At 41.1% G+C, this 16,016-nt stretch carries 9 protein-coding genes; 6 read left to right on the top strand and 3 right to left on the bottom strand.

The window, feature by feature from the left end; translation table 11 throughout:
* Positions 1-41 precede the first annotated feature (41 nt).
* Positions 42-1,823 carry an autotransporter assembly complex family protein gene (locus Q8W26_RS05150; protein ID WP_305472564.1) on the top strand — a complete coding sequence of 594 codons (1,782 nt, stop codon included), beginning with the start codon at positions 42-44 and terminating at the stop codon, positions 1,821-1,823.
* Positions 1,820-5,611: a translocation/assembly module TamB domain-containing protein gene (locus tag Q8W26_RS05145; RefSeq protein ID WP_305472562.1), complete on the top strand. Its 3,792-nt coding sequence runs from the start codon at positions 1,820-1,822 to the stop codon at positions 5,609-5,611. Before Q8W26_RS05150 ends, Q8W26_RS05145 begins: the two co-directional genes overlap by 4 nt.
* A gap of 18 nt (positions 5,612-5,629) precedes the next feature.
* Here Q8W26_RS05145 and Q8W26_RS05140 read toward each other — a convergent pair whose 3' ends face one another.
* Positions 5,630-7,549: a DNA topoisomerase III gene (locus Q8W26_RS05140; protein WP_305472560.1), complete on the bottom strand. Its 1,920-nt coding sequence runs from the start codon at positions 7,547-7,549 to the stop codon at positions 5,630-5,632.
* A 473-nt stretch (positions 7,550-8,022) separates the two neighbouring features.
* On the opposite strand from Q8W26_RS05140, the gene Q8W26_RS05135 reads away from it, so the two are divergent.
* Positions 8,023-11,202 carry a TonB-dependent receptor gene (locus Q8W26_RS05135; protein WP_101213825.1) on the top strand — a complete coding sequence of 1,060 codons (3,180 nt, stop codon included), beginning with the start codon at positions 8,023-8,025 and terminating at the stop codon, positions 11,200-11,202.
* Between the two features lie 94 nt (positions 11,203-11,296).
* Complete coding sequence (locus Q8W26_RS05130; RefSeq protein WP_101213824.1) at positions 11,297-12,499, top strand: endonuclease/exonuclease/phosphatase family protein; 1,203 nt, start codon at positions 11,297-11,299, stop codon at positions 12,497-12,499.
* 192 nt (positions 12,500-12,691) lie between these two features.
* On the opposite strand, the gene truC is transcribed toward Q8W26_RS05130, so the two are convergent.
* Both truC and Q8W26_RS05120 read right to left on the bottom strand, forming a co-directional pair.
* Positions 12,692-13,465: a tRNA pseudouridine(65) synthase TruC gene (gene truC / locus Q8W26_RS05125; RefSeq protein WP_101213823.1), complete on the bottom strand. Its 774-nt coding sequence runs from the start codon at positions 13,463-13,465 to the stop codon at positions 12,692-12,694.
* A gap of 14 nt (positions 13,466-13,479) precedes the next feature.
* Positions 13,480-13,809: a YqcC family protein gene (locus Q8W26_RS05120; RefSeq protein WP_101213822.1), complete on the bottom strand. Its 330-nt coding sequence runs from the start codon at positions 13,807-13,809 to the stop codon at positions 13,480-13,482.
* A gap of 111 nt (positions 13,810-13,920) precedes the next feature.
* Between Q8W26_RS05120 and Q8W26_RS05115 the strand changes: the two genes are divergently transcribed.
* Positions 13,921-14,961, top strand: a complete 1,041-nt coding sequence (locus Q8W26_RS05115; protein WP_305472553.1) for a DUF3549 family protein — start codon at positions 13,921-13,923, stop codon at positions 14,959-14,961.
* A gap of 2 nt (positions 14,962-14,963) precedes the next feature.
* Positions 14,964-15,272: a DUF3301 domain-containing protein gene (locus tag Q8W26_RS05110; protein ID WP_101213820.1), complete on the top strand. Its 309-nt coding sequence runs from the start codon at positions 14,964-14,966 to the stop codon at positions 15,270-15,272.
* Positions 15,273-16,016 lie beyond the last annotated feature (744 nt).

Here is a 16,016-nt window from a genome sequence, read left to right as displayed (position 1 = left end):
CTGTATATAATAACAGTCACTCTAAGGACATTGTTTCAATAATGAGAAACATTCTATTCATTTTACTTTGCTTAATATCATCGTTTTATAGCACCGCAAAAGATATTGATGTGACTTATCACATCATTTCATCTGATGACTCTCTAACTAGTGCCGCAAAAAAGAATGTCAATGTCTACCTAAATCAGTTGTCATTTAACCAGAATGAAAGCTTAAGTTTTTGGCGTTTACAAGTCGTAAAACAAGCTACGATTGCATTGCAAGCTTTAGGCTATTATGCAGCGAATATTGAGGTTCAAACCCTAAATCAAGACGACCAGCCCGTAGCCAATATTGATATCAAACAAGGAGAACCAACGTTACTCTCACAAGTTGATTTTCGTTTAATTGGTATTGGGGCACTTGATGATGATTTTAAAAGGCAACAGCAACAGTACCCCTTTGCCGTTGGCAAGCGCATTCATCACGGCAGCTTCGATGATACTAAAGCTCAATTTGCTGATATTGCAGTAAACAAGGGTTATTTTGAAGCCAAGTGGTTAACTAGCGAAGTCATTATTGACATTGAAAAAAATAATGCCCAGCTCAGTCAAATATACGATACAGGCGTGCGTTTTACTTTTGGTGAGATAAAAATCCCTGAACACCACCCTGCACGAGAACTCATATTATCAATGGCTTCTTTTAAGCCAGGTGAACATTACCTAAGTGATACCCTTGCACAGTTTAACTTAGCCCTAAACCAAAGCCGCTATTTTAAGAGTATCCAAGCAATTCCTGAACCACCAAACCTATTAACAAAAACAGTTGATATTAACGTTGCAATTGTGGACAAACCTAAGAATATCGTTGAGTTGACGGCAGGGGTCAGTACAGATTTAAGTGGCGATACCGATCTTGGTATGCGGGGAGGTATCAATTGGATAAAACCTTGGCTTAATCGTCGTGGGCACAGTCTCGAAACCAGTCTTGAGCTCACAAAGCAAGAAAAGTCATTGACCGCAAGTTATAAAGTGCCTTATGCCGACCCAAACTATAATTACACTAACTATATTTTGGGCTGGCAACGCTCGGATGTACTGACAAATCCCTATGAGAAGTTCTCTCTGCAATGGCAGCGCCACAAAGCACTAGAAGGTGACTGGCAACGTATTTTATTTCTCAAGCTAGAACGAGAAAATGATCTGACGCTTAACCAACACGATAGTTTAATTTTACCCGGAGTGAGTTACACCCGGACACGCCGCCGAGGAGGATTAGACCCTAGTTGGGGCGACCGTCAAATATACTCTGTTGAGTTTGCTAACGAAGCTTGGGGCTCTTCTGTTGACTTAGCGAAGATATCCATTCGCTCTAATTGGCTCCGCCGCATTAATGGCACTCACCAATTCATATTTAAGTTTGATATTGGTGCAATTGAAGCTTCGTCGATTCATGATGTTCCTCAATCTATGCGTTTTTTTGCAGGAGGTGATGATAATTTGCGTGCCTATGACTTTAAATCTATAGCCCCCCTAGCCGAAACAACCAATGGTGATGACAAAGTGGTTCTTGAAGCGCAAGGTGGGTTATACCAAGCGCTAGCCAGCGCTGAATATAGTTACCCAGTCACAGAAAGTTGGCGTCTGGCTGCATTTTATGATGTCGGCACCGTTACTGATGATTTCTCAGAGTCATTAAAATCAGATGTTGGCGTAGGCATTCGCTGGCAAACCCCCGTGGGTCCGATTCGATTAGACTTTGCTTTTGGCTTAACAGAAGATGATCATGACCCTTTTGACAAGCCTTTTAGAATTAGCTTTGCTATAGGGTTAGACTTATGAGCCGTTTATTTTATCGTAAAGTTTTTGCTATCCCATTAAGCCTCATAGTCATTGTGGGTGTCTTACTATTTAGCCATCTTGGTAACAAGCTATTAATCAAAGTGGGCCAAAGTGCCGTATCAGGCTTAACGATTGAGCTTGCTAACGGGAGCTTATTTTTTTCTCCTCGTTTTAACACTATTGAATTTAAGCAACCGAGTCAACATCTACTCATCGAATCATTAGCCATTGACTGGCGTTGGGGCTGTGCATGGGACTCAGCGTTATGCGTTGAGAAATTAAAAGCTAAGCGTGTCACGCTAACTCAGACAGAAGTGTCAAAAGACGCTCCTCAACACACCAAAGCATTGGAACGAATCACTTTTCCATTTGCCATTGAGTTACAACACTTCTCCTTGGATCATTTTGTATTAGTGGCCCCTCAACACACGCTGAAAGTTAACCAGTTAGCTACGGCTATATCAATTGAAAATTCTAGGGTTGAGGTCAACAGCTTCAGCGTTGATACGGTATATTTCACTCAAGCACAGCCCGCTGTTCCCCCGAAAATTAGTACACCTAAACCACCATTAACAACAACTCAGCCTTCTCAACTTGTGGACCTTGGTTTTTTGTCTCAACTTAGTATCCCTACCATCCCATTAGATATAACACTCAACCAAGTATCTGTTCAAAAAATTAACGCAAGCTTGCAACAACAGCGTCAACCTAGCCCGATTGAACATGAGCTAACGCAATTATCATTACAGGCCACAGTCAACGAGAAGTTAATCAATATAGAGTCTTTTAAAGCCAATCACTCATTAGCAAAGCTAGCACTAAACGCGAAGATAACGCTGGGCCCTTTACTCCCTCATGAATTAGCTATTGATATCCAATCAAAGCAGAAAGTCGAACTTGCTGGTCTGGTGATTAATAAATCAACCTTATCACTACAAAGTAGCGGCCAATTAGATGACTTAACACTAGCCGTGGTCAGCGAAGGCGCTATTTCGAGTAAACTGAATGCTCAAGTCAATTTGCTCAATAAAGCCTTACCATTTACTCTCGATATAGATTGGAAATCAGCTCAAGTACCTTATCTAGAGCAAATGTTAATCATTGATGACGGGCACATTTCAAGTCAGGGAGTACTAGCAAACTTTGATTACAAGGCTAAGGGCGGTATTAATTTTCCACAATTACCCAAGGTTAAATGGCTCATCGCGGGTCAAGGCTCTCCATCAAAGGCAACATTAACCTTAGGCGAGATAACGACACTAGACGGTACAATCTCAGCGGTAGGCCAGTTACAATGGCTGAAGAAATTAAGTTGGAACGGCGAATTAGCACTAAACAATATCTCTCCTCATAAGTACTGGCCACAGCATCAAGGCAAAATTAATGGCGAGATATCCTCTAAATTACTCTTAGAAACAACCGAAGATAAGCCTCACTGGACAGTTGATATAAGCCGATTCGCGCTTAATGGGCACTGGTTAAATAAGCCTCTCGTTGCCACTGGGCAGGCCTTTGGCCGTAGTGCTGTTAAAGCCCCCTATGGCCAATGGCATATTAACCAGTTAATACTAAATGCTGGAAAATCTGAATTAATGTTAGATGGCACTATTGATCAGCAATTCAATATCGCCAGTAAAGTCACTATCGATTCTTTTTCCGATCTCCTTCCTCAACTTGAGGGTTCAGCAAAAGGAACGTTAGCGATTACTGGAGCGATAAGAGCCCCAAAGATAGAACATCAACTCACTGTCGAAGATTTTTCCGATAGTGAAAGTAAGACTACCATCGCGCGTATCGACAGTGAGGGCTTAATCACCCTTGATTCACGTTACCCATTATCAATTACTAGCAAAATCAAAAAACTACGCCTTGGTGACATCACTATTCAATCAGCTGATCTACAACTCAACGGTGACTTAGAGCAGCACCAATTGAGCCTAAAAAGCATTGGAGCTCCTTGGGAGGCTAACCTGCAACTGACAGGTTCAATGGCTGAGCAATGGCAAGGCCAACTTGAGCAGGCCAAGATAAGAACTCCTTTTGCACAATGGCAATTAACCCAATCAACCGCACTTAGCTATTCCATGCTAAACAATATTGTTAATCTATCACAACATTGTTGGCAACAACTGCGAGAGCAAGGAGCCAACATTTGTCTTGATAATGATTTATCTGTTGATGTGAAAAATTTTAAAAGTAACCAGGGTAACATCAGTGTTAATAACTTTTCTTTAGCGCAGATTAACAAACATATTGCCAAAGATATCATTCTTAGTGGCGACGCATCATTAGCGGCACAATTTACCCTGACAAATAAGTCACAGTTTAACCTTACATCGACCATTAATGTCAGTAATGCACTCTTCAGCGCCCAATATCAAGACAACACAATAAAACATCAGTTTAATCAACTCACCACTCAGGTTTTAGTTAATCAACACCTCGCTAATATTATCGTTGATTTGCAATCAGACACCTTAGGACGCTTTTATACCACATTAATTAGTGACGTTTTTTCTAAAGCTCCAACGCTTACCGGACACATTCAAGGTGACGGATTGCAGCTAGCACCTTATCGTTATCTTATTCCGCACATTGAAGCTCTAGATGGTGAAGTCAATATCAATACAGGTTTTACTGGTTCAGTTGAAAGCATGCAACTCTTTGGTAATTTAGCGTTAACAGATATCACCATTAATAGCAGTAAGTTGCCTAGTAATATCTACAAGCTCAACTCTTTAATTGAATTACAAGGTCAGGAAAGTGCTTTTAGTAGTCATTTTGAATTAGGCGATGGCTACGGGTTACTTTCAGGAACTGCAAATTGGGTCGAGTCATTGGAAGCACAAGTATCGCTACGAGGTGAATCATTGTCTCTAGCACCATCAAAAGATATCAATGTAACATTTAGCCCTGATATTCATATTGACCTAGGCACTACTCTGGCCAAAGTGCGTGGTGATATTAATATTGACCAAGGAAACATTAAAATTAAATCATTACCCGCCTCAGCGGTTTCTTTATCGGATGATGTAGTTATCAAATCAAAACAAAAAGAAAAACCCCTTGCGGTTGATTTGGATGTAAATGTATTAATCAACGATAAATTACGTATCGATGCATTCGGTTTAAAGTCATCACTAGCAGGAAAGCTGAATTTAATTCAAAACAAGAATATACCGCTTAATGGCCATGGCGATCTTGCTTTAAGTGACGCTACGTATAAAGCGATGGGGCAAAACCTACTGATTAAGCAAGGTCAGCTCATCTTTACCGGAGTTTTAACCAACCCCATCATCAATATCGAAGCAATTCGGGACCCACAAGATACTAACGATGATGTCATCGCTGGACTTTATGTTAATGGAGATGCAAAAACACCTAAACTCACTATATTTTCAACGCCTGTGATGGCGCAACAAGAAGCCCTATCATACTTAGTTCGAGGCCGCGCGATTAAAAGTAAAGACGGTATTAGTGGCGAAGATATGGCAATTTCAATGCTGCTTAGTAGTGGTATCGGGCAATCACAAGAGCTTGTCGGTGATATTGGTAATAAGTTAGGCATTAGCAATTTGAGCTTAAATACGAGTGGCAGTGGTGAGCAGACCAAAGTTGAAGTAAGTGGTTATATCGGACCAGACTTACAGATCCGCTACGGTGTTGGCGTCTTTGATTCTGAACCAGAAGTAGGTTTGCGCTATGAATTAGCACCACAATTTTTTGTGGAATTCATTCATAACACTCGCCAAGCACTCGACTTCTTATACCAGTTCTCGTTCGACTAAACTCATAGCGCTTTACAATTAACCAGAACGAGTTCTGGTCGGCTTTTTCTTGGTAAATTTACGTTTTCCCTTACGAACAGGCTTAGGCATAGACTTTAAACCTTGAAAGACTGATTTGGAAGTTAACGCTGCCGAGGCCACCAGCGGTGTTAAGCTAGCTTCAAGCGGCTGCATAAATGCTTGATACTGTAATTCTTTTCCAGCAATTGCATTGAGTTTTGACTCCCATAACGCGGTCATATCAGGCGTTGTAGACTCGACAGGTAAAGCTGTGATGAGCGCTACTCCAGCCTCAGTCGCTAAAATTTGCTTCCCCTGCTTATGCAAAAAATGCCGCTTAAAGAGTAATTCGATGATAGAAGCACGGGTTGCCTCTGTTCCTAAACCATCTGTTTCCTTTAAGACTTTCTTAATTTCAGGATCTTGTACGTATCGTGCAATACCTGTCATTGCCGCCAGTAAGGTCGCATCGGTAAAGTGCTTTGGTGGCTCAGTCACCTTATCCAAGACCGAAGATTTCAAACAATGTAATGATTCGCCCTCTTTAAGCTTAGGTAAAAACGATTCATTAGCGTCCGATTTAAATAATACTTTCCACCCTTGTTCAACCACTTGCTTAGCTTTGGCAGTGAATAAACCGCCAGCAATATCAACATCAACTTGTTGTTGTTGGTAATTAAAAGGCGGATAAAACTGAGCTAAATAATGTAGAACAATTAATTGATAAACTTTGTTTTCAGTACCACTTAAGTTAGCTGCTACGTACTTTTTATCTGTTGGGATAATAGCATGATGCGCAGAAACCTTTTTATCATCCCAAGCTTTTGATTTCCTAGTTAGATTTGCATTATCCACAGCATGTGATAAGTCAGGACAATTGTGCTTTATAGACTCACAAACGCGAGTGGCTTCTTTGAAATGTGCAACCGGTAAATGACGGCAATCTGAACGTGGATAAGTAATTAATTGATGCTTTTCATACAAAGCCTGACAAATATCCAGCACTTGCTTAGCGTTTAAGTTAAATTTTTTAGCGGCGTCTATTTGTAAACTAGATAAATTAAAAGGCAACGGTGCGTTTTGACGTTTACTTTGTTCGGTTATTTGTAACACTTTTGCCGCCTGCCCTTGTGTCCGTTCTACCACAGTTTGAGCTAGCTTACGAAATATTACACGGCCCTGATCATCCTGATACTTTTCACAGGCTTTACTAGGTTGCCACTTCGCCTCAAACTCCTCCTGCTGAGTCGTTTGTAATGTGGCCACAACATCATAATAAGGTGTTGGCGTAAACTGTTTAATTTCTTGATCGCGCCGTACCACTAGGCCAAGGACAGGGGTCTGTACTCGCCCCACCGACAAAACACCGTGATAACCCGCTTGCTGACCAATCAAAGTATACGCACGAGTCATGTTCATGCCATAAAGCCAATCTGCTCGAGAGCGAGCTAACGCAGAAGCAGATAACGGGCGAAACGTCTTATTACTTTGCAAGTTAACCAAGGCCTTTTTTACTGCAGCAATGTTTAAGTCACTAATAAGTAAACGTTGAACACTATCAAATTTAACACCTTTAACCCCAAGGTAACTGATAACTTCATCAACCAATAACTGCCCTTCACGATCAGGATCGCCCGCGTTAACCAAGTGACTAGCTTGCTTTACTAACTTACGTAGCACTGCTAATTGCTTTTTGGTTTGAGCTTTTGGTATCAGTTTCCACTGTTCGGGGATGATTGGTAGGTCAGCAAACTGCCATTTCTTATAGCGGTCGTCATACTTATCTGGCTCTGCTTGCTCAAGCAAATGACCAATACACCAGCTCACGACATCGCCATTGTCTAAGGTAATAAAGCCATCACCTTTTTTCTGTTTAGACGACAGGCCATTGGCGATAGCACGCCCAAGACTGGGTTTCTCAGCAATATAAAGAATCATTGGTCAATAAGTTAACTGTATAAAAGACCAGTAGTGTAACAGTCGAGTCAGTAAATAACAAAAAACATTTTGTTAAATCATCGTTAACAGTGTGCTAAACAAAAACAGCTAGAGCACTATTTTTTGCGAGCTTGCTTAGATACACCAAACTAACAACGTGACCGCCTTCACACTATTAATAATAAGTATCTTTAATCAAGTGTTTGATTTTTTATCTTAAAGCCATACCAAAAAAGCTGACACAACTGACAGGTTATTATCTAAGCACATGTAATAAGTATAATTATAAAATATCCACTACATTTATCCCCGTCTTTTCACTCTCTTAAGTTGCATAAAAAAAATGCAAAACCTGTGACATACAACTGTCATAAAAGTTCGATATTTTATGAGAAATATTTATAATCTCGCTTAGAAAAACTTCACTTTGTTAATTTTTTTAACAGCGTTTAACACCAAGGAACTATTCTATAATGAATAATTTACTGAAAAAAACTGCTGCAGCTAGTGCCGTTGCAGTCGCTTTAAGTCTTGCAACCCCAGCATTTGCTGCTGACACATCATCAGCTGTGCGTGGTAAAGTTGTTACTCAAGCTGGTCAACCGCTTGCTAACACGAAAATCACCATCATCCACGTACCAACAGGTGCTAAGCGTGTAATTGAAACTAATGCAGAAGGTAATTATTCTGCATCAGGTTTGAAAGTTGGTGGCCCTTACAAAATCGAAATCGATTCAGAGACTTACCAAGACCAAACGTTAACTGATGTTTACCTTCAATTAGGTGAAGTAAGAAAACTTACAACAGCACTTTCAATGAACGATGTTGAGCGTATCGCGGTAACGGGTTCAGTCATTGCTGAAACAGCTCCGGGTAGCTCAAGTTACTTCGGTCAAGACGCCATTGCTGGTGCATCAAGCTTAACACGTGACATCAAAGACGTTGTTCGTGCTAATCCACTTGTTACTATCTTACCTGGTTCTGACCGTGAAATGAGTGTTGCGGGTATGAACCCGAAATTTAACTCTATCACTGTTGATGGCATCAGCCAAAACGATGATTTTGGTCTAAACGGTGGTGGTTACCCAACACAGCGTTCGCCAATCCCATTTGACGCACTAGATCAAGTAACAGTTGATGTTGCCCCATTTAACGCGGGTGTATCTGGTTTCAGTGGCGCATTAATCAACTCAGTATTCAAGTCAGGTACGAATGAGTTTAAAGGTGGTTTCTTCTACGAAACACTTAATGATGACATGGCTGGCACACCTGAAACAGTTAAAAATGGAAAGCGCGTTGAAGTTCCTCAACCATTTGATGAAACAACTTACGGTGTTAGCCTTGGCGGTCCATTAATTGAAGACACATTATTCTTTTTCACGTCTTATGAAAAGTACGACGCCCCTAAAAGTGTAGAGTGGGGACCAGCAGGATCAGGTACGCCAAACGAGACAGATGCAACTCTTGAAGAGTTAGCTGAAATTCGTGAAATCGCTAGTAGCGTATATGGTTTAAACGATTTAGGTGATTGGGCAGTAACACCCGTTGAAGAAGATGAAAAGTTAGTTGCTAAAATCGATTGGAACATCAACGATGAGCACCGCGCATCTTTCACGTACCAATATAACAAAGGGAACCGTACCCGTAATACAAGTGATAGAGAAAATGAATTACGTTTATCTTCACATTGGTACAATAAATCAGAAGAGTTAAATAACTTCGCAGTTAAAGTGTACTCAGATTGGTCTGATGATTTATCTACAGAAATCAGCATCACACAAAAGAGTGTAAAGACTTTACAAGACTCGTTCGATATGGGCATGGCTGATGTAACGATTGAAAACTTAAAGAGTGGTGGTGACATCGCTTTTGGTCCTGATCAATACCGCCACGCTAACTACCTTGAAAATGACACTTTCACGTTCAAATTTGATGCAACTTACCTAACAGGTGATCACAGCATTAAATTCGGTACTGATTACACAAACATCGATATCTTCAACCTATTTGTCCACTCATCTAAGGGTGTGATAGTTTTTGACGGTATTGATGCATTCCGCGAAGGTAATGTTGAAGAATATTTCTACCAAAATGGTACAAATAATGATGCTAATAACGCTGCTGCTGACTTTAACCGTGAATCTTTAGCCTTATATATCCACGATACTTGGGCATACAACGACGATCTAACCCTTGATTTCGGTCTCCGTTACGAAGTGTTAGGTTCTGATGACAAACCTCTTTACAATGCGAACTCAGAAGCGCGTACAGGTTATGACAACACTGAATCATTAGACGGTATTGATATCTTCCTACCGCGCGTTGGTTTTAACTACATGGTCAATGATGACTTGACTATCCGTGGTGGTGTGGGTCGCTTCTCTGGTGGCTCACCAAATGTTTGGATTTCAAATGCTTATTCAAATAATGGTGTTAACGTAGGTGTATTCGAAAAAGAAGACTTTGAAACATCACCAACTCCTAATAACAACATTATTACTAGTATTCATGAAGAAGGAATTGATAAACTCAATGGCGCAGTAGCTGAAGGTGATGTTAACTTAACAGACCCTGACTTTAAACTTCCTTCCGATTGGCGCTACCAATTAGCTGCTGACTACCTACTTGATATTCCGGGTGTTGGTGAAGATTTTTCTTTCTCTGCTGAAGCTATCTACGTACAAAAGATCGATCAGCAATGGTGGGTTGATGCTTCATTACTAGAATCTGATAAAACAGGTACTACAGCTGATGGCGGTTTAAACCTTTATGAAGGTGATGAAAGACGTTATGACTTAATGCTAACCAACTCTGATAAAGATGGTAGATCACTAATCTTATCTACCTCGTTAGCTAAAGCGTTTGATAACGGCTTTAAGTTCTCTGCCTCTTACACTAACCAAGACATCACTGAAGCACACGGTGGTTCTAGCTCAACGGCTCGTTCTAACTATCGTTACAATGTTGGCTTAAACCGTAATGAAGCTTATGTTGGTGCTGCAAACTATGAAATCGAACATAGCTTCAAGCTTATCCTTGGTTATGAAACTGAATTATTTGACGGTTATGCAACAAACTTCGATGTATTCTTCGAGCGTCGCTCTGGTAAGCCATTCTCTTATACAACCAATTTCAACCGTTTCACTACTGACCGTAACACCCCTGACGAGAAGAAATGGAATAGCCCATGGGATCTAATCAGCCCAGGTCTGTTTGGTGGCAACTACCTTCCATATATCCCTACTGCGGGTGATGAGAATGTTATCTACACTGGCAATACTACTGAAGCTGAAGTATTAGCCCGCATCGAAGAAGCAGGCCTTTCGGGTTACGCTGGTGGTTATGCGCCTAAGAATACGTTTACGACACCTTGGGTTAACACACTTGATTTAACAGTTCGTCAAGAAATCCCAGGTTTAATGGAAGGTCATAAAGGTTCATTATACTTCACTGTTGATAACCTACTGAATCTAATCGATAGCTCACAAGGTAAAACGTACGTCAATGATTTTGGCACTTCGCGTTTATACACTGCGACTATCGACCCAGATACAAGCAAATACGTGATTGACGGTGTTAAAAACGACTCGCACTCATTTGAACCGCTAGAGTCTACATGGCGTATCAAAGTTGGTGTTAGCTACAAGTTCTAATCGAACTTAGCTAAAAACGACTAAACACGTTAAAATGCCAGTCTTATGACTGGCATTTTTATGTTCATACCTATTACTTTTTACAGGATTTTTCATGGTAAAAGTTATCTTATCAATGCTCTCTTTAATCACGTTAGCGGGGTGTAATATGACCACTAGCTCAAATAATCAAGCTAACAGCTTTACAGCAATCAAAGTCGCCAGTTTCAATGTCAGCATGGACGCGAGCAACTATGTTGGCCGTGATATGAGCAAAGCCAACAATCAAGTTTTACGCAATCAATTAAAAAACAACAACCAACAAATTAAAAACATCAGTGAGATCATTCAGCGCACTCGTCCTGATATCATTTTGCTCAATGAGTTTGATTACATCGACGATCCAAGCCAAGGCATTGAGCGTTTTATCAAACAGTATCTTAATGTGGCTCAGCACCCTTCGGTAAATGCCATTGACTACCCTTATTATTATTACGCGCCAGTCAATACAGGTAAACCAAGCCCATATGACTTAACCGGTGACGGAAAAGCAACAGGCAAGCAAGGTGATGCATGGGGCTTTGGCTTCTTTGAAGGGCAATATGGTATGGTGTTATTGTCAAAGTACCCTATCGATGTGAACGCGATACGTACTTTCCAACACTTTAAATGGAAGGATATGCCAAACGCACTTCGCCCGATAAATCCAGCAACAGGGGAGTTCTTTTATAACGATGAAGTGTGGCAACAATTTCCATTATCATCAAAGTCACACTGGGATATTCCCGTTGATATCAATGGTAAAACGATTCACATTTTAGCATCACACCCGACCCCACCGGTGTTTGATGGACCAGAAGATAGAAATGGTAAACGCAACCATGATGAAGTACGTTTTTGGCACGACTACATTAGCCCGCAACAGGCTGACTATATTTATGACGACCAAGGTGTTTTCGGTGGTCTAGCAGACAAGCAGCGTTTTATTATCATGGGCGATCAAAACGCATCCAAAGATGAAGGAAATTCATTAAAAGAAGCAATCACGGCATTATTAACCAACCCGTTGGTCAATGATGCGAAAATCCCCCAAAGCATTGGCGCAAGTCAAAACAAGCAAGCAAACCCAATAGCTAAATTTCATACCGCCTATTGGGGAATACGAGCTGACTATGTATTGCCATCACAATACGGCTTAGAGGTGTTAGCGAATGGGGTTTTCTGGCCACAAAAAAACCAAGAAACATATCGCTTGATTAAAGATCGTAAGGCATCTTCGGATCATCGGTTAGTCTGGAGTGAGCTAACCGTTAAATAACGGACGGTAACTCTCCGTAAGACGAATAGCCAAACGGTCACTTCACATTGAAGTGACCGCTTTTACTTATGCCTCTCGCCATCGGCACCTTGATATGATGCTACTCAAGGCCCCGACTTTTTACTGAGAATGTAAAAACGAGATTCCGGCTAAAAGCATGCCGGAACGACGAATTAGAGGCTAAACCACAGCTTATTCAGCGTCGACTCGACCGCTTACGTACTCTATTGGGTTCAGTTCTATGTCCTGCCAACCTAACTTGTCACAGGTTTGTGTAAAATCTGTACCAAGGGGGGCGACAATCTTTATGCATTGTTGTGTAATAGGGTGAACAAATTGTAATTGCGCAGCATGAAGCATTAACCGCATATCACCAAAGTGTTGCTTAAAGTATTTATTTTGTTTGCCATCACCATGGGTGGTATCACCAATAATCGGGTGACGAAGGTGTGCCAAATGACGGCGCAGTTGATGCTTGCGTCCAGTTTGAGGTTTTAACGCGACTAAACTATAGCGTGCCGCTGGATACTTACCAATAGGCTCAGGATATTCGCTGAGAGCGACATTTGCCCAATCTGTTACCGCATCTTGCGCTTCTTTATCTTGCTGGGCTTTTTTATCAACAATTTTATCGAGGATTTCTTTTAACGGGTAGTCCAAACGGTCACTACCTTCAAGGTAGCCTCGCACCATCGCTAAATAACCTTTGACGACTCGACGTTCGCTAAATAACTCACTCAGTTGACGCGCGACTTCACTCGATAATGCAAACAGCAACACCCCAGAGGTTGGTCGGTCAAGGCGGTGAATTGGATAAACATACTGACCAAGTTGATCCCTTAAAAGCTGCATCGCAAAGTATTTTTCTTTACGTGCTAAGTAACTTTTGTGGACTAACAACCCGGCAGGCTTATTAATCGCGACCATATATTGGTCTTGATAAATAATTTCTAATGGCTCAAACATCGCTTAAGTCTAACTTAGTTAATCGTTGCATTAAATTGAGCATCAAGCTCAGCAATCAACTTAAGCAACGGGGTGGTGTTCTGCGCTACTCCTTTAAACGATTCTTCAGCCATCGGTAAGATTAGAAACTCTGTCGGTAGAGGCATATTTGAATCAATCAGCATCTGCATTTTTGGTAATAAAATAAACTCTAACCACTGCGCAAAAGTCAGCGTATCACAGCAAAAAGGTTCACTACTCTCTAGTGCCGCTTTATCTGGCGAAGTGCTTTGCCATAAATCAATACGGACCATTTCTTGGTTTATTTGTTCTAATAAGACACTGACTTGTTGTGCGTCGCTCATCGCTACTACCTGCTGAGAAAAATTGTCCTCATCATACGCAAAAATATTGCCAATACCAATACATAACAATGATTGCTACAATAGCGAAAATTTTTTTGTAGGGTAAACATCTTGGACCAATTTAATACATTAAGTGAATTCTTACTTCAAGCAGGGACTCAATATCGCGTGTTTGATATGGGGCGTCGAGTACAAAAGATTTCAACCGACCTTTTTAGTGATTTTGAACATGCTGTTGCTCCCTACCCTTACCCACTGCAACAGCACGCTTGGTTGGCTGTTCTCTTTTGGAATAAACAACAAAGCCAAGAACACTATGTGTGGTTTTTAAAGTTGCCATTAGATGAGCGAGGATTATTAGAACAGGCATCTCGTAATCAGTTCCTTGAACTCGTCGTCAATGCGTTAGGTAAGTCGATGAATAAAGAACCGGATCAAGAGCAACAATCCGCGTTAGATCACAACCCAATCATCTTTAAGCCTTCTGAACAAAAACTTGCTGCATTTACTAGCCAAGTGCGCCAAGTCATGAAGTTGGCGCCAAGTAGTTATATGACCCCAGCGCTTGATTATTTAAATACGCCAGAACAACATAGTCAATGGCAAGAAATCGGTTATCAAGGCTTAGCGGACATTGCGAGCAAAGCCGATGACCCTTTGTTTAACCAAGCAATTGTTAATGCACTGCCGGTTCTCCCATCGCAAACATTTTGTGCGTTATGCTGTAGTTTAGAAAACATTGCCATAGACACTGCAATTGCAGATGTGTTGTTAAACCAACTCAAACAAGCGATAAACGAGAGTGACTTAAATCACGTCATTCATGCTGCACGCGCTCTATCACACGCCAAAGGGCCTGGTTTTCAACAACAAGCGCTCGATGCACTCTATTCTAGTGAATTAATAAAAACTGAACGTGACATTGTGGTTATTATCGCAGGTCGTTACTGGCAATTAATCACCACAGAAGACAGTGCGCTGTTATTTTTAGAAGCTGTGGCCACCCTCAATGTTGAGCAAGATATATTTAATCAACTATTCTCTGATGTCGTGGGTATACCAACATCAAGAACAGCAATGCTCAGTGCACTACGCAACCCACAACGTAGTGAAAAATTAGCCCACTATATTGCAAAACTAATTTCAGGATAATTATGGCTCTGCTTGAAATTTTATCGTTACTAGTCTTAATCACTGTAGTTTGGCTTTTTTGGCAAACAAGGGTGATGGCAGAAATCGTCAAAACGGCAATCACTGACTATTGTGAGCAACATAATTTACAGTTGCTCGCTGTTGCTAGGCTGAAGTTAAAACCATCACGAAACAGTCATGGGCGCTTTTGCTGGCAAGCAAAGTACCAGTTTGAGTTTAGTAGTGACGGTGAGAGTTATTACATTGGTTATGCGGTGATCAATGGTAAGCAGATATTAAATATCGAGACGCCAGCTTATCGCCAAGGCTAATCTCTAGAACAATTGACTGATGTGTTTTTAATGTGACCTTATGGCTCTTTTTCAGGGTCTCATTTAGAACTAGATAATGCTCTAAGTTCCTTAGAAAAGCAAAAGGGTATAACGTTAGCACGATATACCCTCTCTAATTTAGTACGATTTTCAACATATTACGCACCATCCTTTATTTGGTCACTCCATAGAACCTTCCCTTCACTCGGTCCTTAAGCAATCCCCTTAGTTTTCCATAACTGTGTCCATTAGCCAGTTCGCAAAATGACCAATCGTATATCCTATACAGCAGCATCCGACTGCTCAGTTTATCTAAACTGCCCGTTCATCCATGAGGCAACCATCCTAGCTACCTTACTATCCCTCGTTTTATCCATCCATAGCCGTATCTAAAAAGTCCATCAGATGCGGTAGCATTCCTATGCTAATCCTTAATCTTCCTTGTGATAACTATCCTAGTTATCCTGCTAATTCCATTTCCTACCATCCAGTGGTGATGATATCCATCTAAGTAATTTCATTCCCGATATTACTGTTGCTCTGCCTGAGCCTGTCCTTGTTCTTCCTTGAGATAGCTATCCTCGCTATCTAACCAATCCTTTAGCGCATCATCCTGATGCTATAATCCATTGCAGTAATTTCATTCCTCGATATTACTGTTACTCTGCCTGAGCCTGTCCTTGTTCTTCCTTGAGATAGCTATCCTCGCTATCTAACCAATCCTTTAGCGCATCATCCTGATGC

It is taken from the genome of Psychrobium sp. 1_MG-2023 (assembly GCF_030689115.1).
Classification (GTDB): domain Bacteria; phylum Pseudomonadota; class Gammaproteobacteria; order Enterobacterales; family Psychrobiaceae; genus Psychrobium.
The sequence above is the reverse complement of the archived record's forward strand: the minus strand, read 5'-3'. Positions and strand labels throughout refer to the sequence as shown.